Origin of the sequence: Brachyspira sp. (assembly GCF_029258575.1) — a bacterium.
Lineage (GTDB): Bacteria > Spirochaetota > Brachyspiria > Brachyspirales > Brachyspiraceae > Brachyspira.
Map to the genome: position 1 here is coordinate 1 of NZ_JARHYI010000066.1, position 3919 is coordinate 3919.

The 3919-nt window shown below is 22.1% G+C and carries 3 protein-coding genes; all 3 read left to right on the forward strand.

Annotation, left to right across the window (positions count from 1 at the left end; translation table 11 throughout):
- Positions 1-319 precede the first annotated feature (319 nt).
- Entirely contained in the window at positions 320-1390 is a 1071-nt protein-coding gene (locus Q1J76_RS05285; RefSeq protein WP_300367856.1) for a metallophosphoesterase family protein, read from the forward strand.
- Between the two features lie 16 nt (positions 1391-1406).
- Positions 1407-3563, forward strand: coding sequence for an ATP-binding protein (locus Q1J76_RS05290; protein ID WP_300367859.1), 2157 nt, complete (start codon positions 1407-1409; stop codon positions 3561-3563).
- A 78-nt stretch (positions 3564-3641) separates the two neighbouring features.
- A partial coding sequence (locus Q1J76_RS05295) for a PIN domain-containing protein (protein ID WP_498034123.1) occupies positions 3642-3919 on the forward strand: 278 nt, incomplete at its 3' end.

A 3919-nucleotide genomic window follows, 5' to 3' on the forward strand; every position in this document is an offset into this window, starting at 1 on the left:
TCAAATGTTTAGCATATTCTTTATCCATAATCAGCCCCTATATTCAAGTATATAAAATTATATAGATGATACTATTATATAAATTAAATTTCAATATAGACAAAATAGCATCTGTTATTTTTAATAATTAATACTCAATTAAAGTATGATAAATACAATAAGTATATTTTTTAAGTATTTATGGAATAAAATTATCAGAATAATATTTGCATTATCCCAATAAAAATAAATTATATATAATAATATTGATTAATTAACATATTTAATTTATAATATAAAAATACAGTTTCAATTAAAATATTAATTTATAGAGAGCTTTATGGCAAAATTATTAATATCAAGCGACTTGCATTTAAGCATTCAGGAAAAAGAATACTCACTTTCAGTATTAGATGAAATAATTGAATATGCCAAAGATTATGATGCTTTAATGCTTTTAGGTGACACTTTCAATACATTTGAAGACTTACAGGAATTAAAAGAAATATTCTCAAAAAAAATGGAAAATTATCAAAAAGATGTATATTTACTAAAAGGCAATCATGAGAATTTAAAATCTAAAGGCATAACATTAAGCAAATTAAAATTTCCAGAAAATGTTATAACAATAGAAGATATAAGTTTTTTTAATATTGATAATTTAGATATTATAGCCCTACCATATAGCGAAAAATATATTATAGATAACAATATAAATAAAAAAATATATAATTTGAATGCTGATAATAGAATAGTAATAGCTCATGGAATAGTTGAAGGTACATTATGGAGTATAGAAGAAAATGAAGAAGCAGCAAGCATACCTATAGATATAATAAAAAAAATAGACCCCAACATAGCAATAGTAGGACATATACATAAACAAATGGAAGTTAATATTGAAAATATAGAAATAATATATACAGGTTCTGCAAGAGTATGGAGAAGAACTAAATCCGAAATGGGTGTAAGAAGATGTTTAGCAATTAATACGGAAAGTAATTCTATCAAAAAAACATTCATAAAGATAAAAAATGCAGGCGAGTATAGAATATATGAAAAGAATATTAATAATTTATCTAATTTAGAACAAAAGGCATCTGAATGGGATATAAATGATATAATAGATATAAATATTTATGGAATAGCTGATGATGAAAATGAGCTTGATGACAAAATAAATTCTCTTAAAAATAAATACTCGAAATATGTAAGGGATATTAATATAAAAACTTCTGAATTATTTCTGCTTGAAAACGCTAAAAATGAAAGTATCATAAAAGAATTTCTAGAAATAGCTGATGAATATGAATTTAATACCAATAATGAAGAAGATTTAGAAATAGCTGAAATAGCAAAAAGAATAGGTATAGAAAAAATATACTCTGCTTTACAAAATAAAAAAAGATAAAAAATGGAAAATAAATATGATATTAAGTTTAAATAAATTTGGAAAGTTTCAAAATAAATCTTTTGAAATATCTGATAAACTCACATTATTTTACGGAGAAAATGAATCAGGAAAAACAACTATATTTGATTCTCTAATGCTGTTATTTTCAGAAAATAAAAAAACTTCATCATTTGCAAAGCAGATAAAATTAAGATACGGAGATGATATAGATATTAATATAGTTCCAGAAATAGATGAAAGTATAAAACTTCATCCTCAATCTTATAATAATTTATATTCTATAAGACAAAGTGAAATAATATTTGAAATGTCAGACAGTAAAAAAGATTCCAAAGATTGGGAAAGCGAAATTAAGAAAAAACTATTTTCTTCAGATATAGATATAGGAAAAATAATATCGGAAGTAAAGGCAGAATATTCAGGAAAATCTCAAAGTTCTATACCAGCAGTATTAAGAAATTTAAAATACAAAAATGAAGAGATAAAAGAAGAATTAAATAATTTATATAGTAAAGCAAATACAGAAGTAAATAAAAAGGATAAATTAAAAGAGCTTGATGAATTATTAAGAGAAAGCAATAATATTTTAAAAGATAAAACTGATGAATACAATAGATTAACAGTTGTAAGAGAGGAAAAAAATAGATCAAAAGAAAAAAATAATCTATTAAATATTATGACTATGATAAATGAATTTTATAAAAAGGATAAATTTATAAAAGAAAATATAAATCTTCAAAAGGATCATTCAAAAACTATAAATGATTCAGAAAAAAAAATAGATGAATGTGAAAATAGAATATCATATTTAAAAGGCAAAATAGAATCTCTTCAAAAATCTTCAGAGGATAAGAACAAAACTGATTATAAAAGCATAATATTAAGAATAGATAAAGCAATAAAAAAAATAGATGATTTAAAAGAAAAAAATAAAAAAATACCTAAAATAGTTTTTTTGGCTGCAATTGTTTTAATATCCGCTTTATTAAGTTTATATTTCAAAAATCCATATTGGTTTTTACTAATACTTCCTTCTATACCTTTTCTTCTTATAAAAGAAAATAAAAAGGATAAATTTATAGATGATATATTAGATTCTCTTCCCGAACTTGATATAAGATACGAAAGTTTAGAATTGTCAGATTTAAAAGATATGCTTTTAAGAGAATTAGCAAAGATAGAATTAATACTTGAAAAAAATGATGATGAAGAATTAGAAAAATATAATAAAGAATTGCAAGAATCATTAATTAATTTAGAAAATTATAATAGAGAATTAAATGATTTTTTTAATAAACTCAATGTGAGAAACAAAGAGAATTATTATGAGATAAAAACTAATTTTGATACTGTATATAAAAGCACAGAAGAATTATTTGCAAAACTTGTTATAGAAGCAAAAAAATTCGGTTTTAAAGATATACCTACATTGGAAGCTAATTGTAATAGAATATTAAAAGAGCTTGATGAAAAAGGAATTAATCATGATGATTTTAATGAAATGGAAATGAAATCATTAGAAAATAAATTGAAAGAATTAGAGAGAGAAATAAGTTCAATAAAAGAGAATATGAATAAAGTTATATCAAATGCCTCATATATTCAGGGAGAACTTAATAGTGCAGATGATGTACATAATAATATAATTAATCTTGAAAGCGAACTTGCTGAGAATAATGAAGAGATAAAAAATTTAAATAAAAGAAAGAAAGCTTTAGAACTTCTAGAAGATATGCTATCAAATATAAATAAAAAAAATGTTTGTTTATTCAATTCACTTTCTAATGAGGCTAAAGTTTTATACAATCATATAACAGGAAAAAATCTATCAGATAATGGTATTGAAATGTCAGGCTTTGATAAAAATAAAATTATGGTAAAAGATAAGCAAAATGAAAGCAGAAATGTAGAATTATTATCCTCGGCAACAAAAGATGCGGTTTATATAGCAATGCGTCTTTCAATACTTACAAAAATACATGAAGCTGGAAGATTAATATTATTAGATGATCCATTTATAACATTTGATAATAAAAGAACTAAAGAAGCATTATCATTCATAAGAGAATATTCTAATAAATATAATATACCAATAGCAATATTTACCAAAGATCTATTCATAAGAGATATAATGAAAAATTATGAAGAAGTAATTATACATGAATTATAATAATTAATTATCATTCATAGTATTGTATTTTTATTAATTTTTTATACAATATAGTCATCATAATTAATTGGTGGTATTATGAAAAAAATAGGTATATATATAGACTTGGAAAATGTATCACATTTGAGCTATGAAGTTAATTTTGAACATATGCTTAATAATATATTTTTGTTTTATAAAAATAATTTAAAAGATAAGGAAATATTTTATTCTATAAAGAAAGCTTATGGAGATGCAAAATCTATAAAAAAATATGCTAAACAATTAAGAGATTTGCATATAGATATCATTTATTCTGTACATATAAATAAAGCTAAAAATATGGCTGATATGATATCATCAATAGATGCCTTTGA

What these genes read in the sequence shown, in the direction of transcription:
- Q1J76_RS05290 (WP_300367859.1), top strand. Translation starts at nt 1,407, where the DNA reads ATGATATTAAGTTTAAATAAATTTGGAAAGTTTCAAAATAAATCTTTT.
- Q1J76_RS05285 (WP_300367856.1), top strand. Translation starts at nt 320, where the DNA reads ATGGCAAAATTATTAATATCAAGCGACTTGCATTTAAGCATTCAGGAA.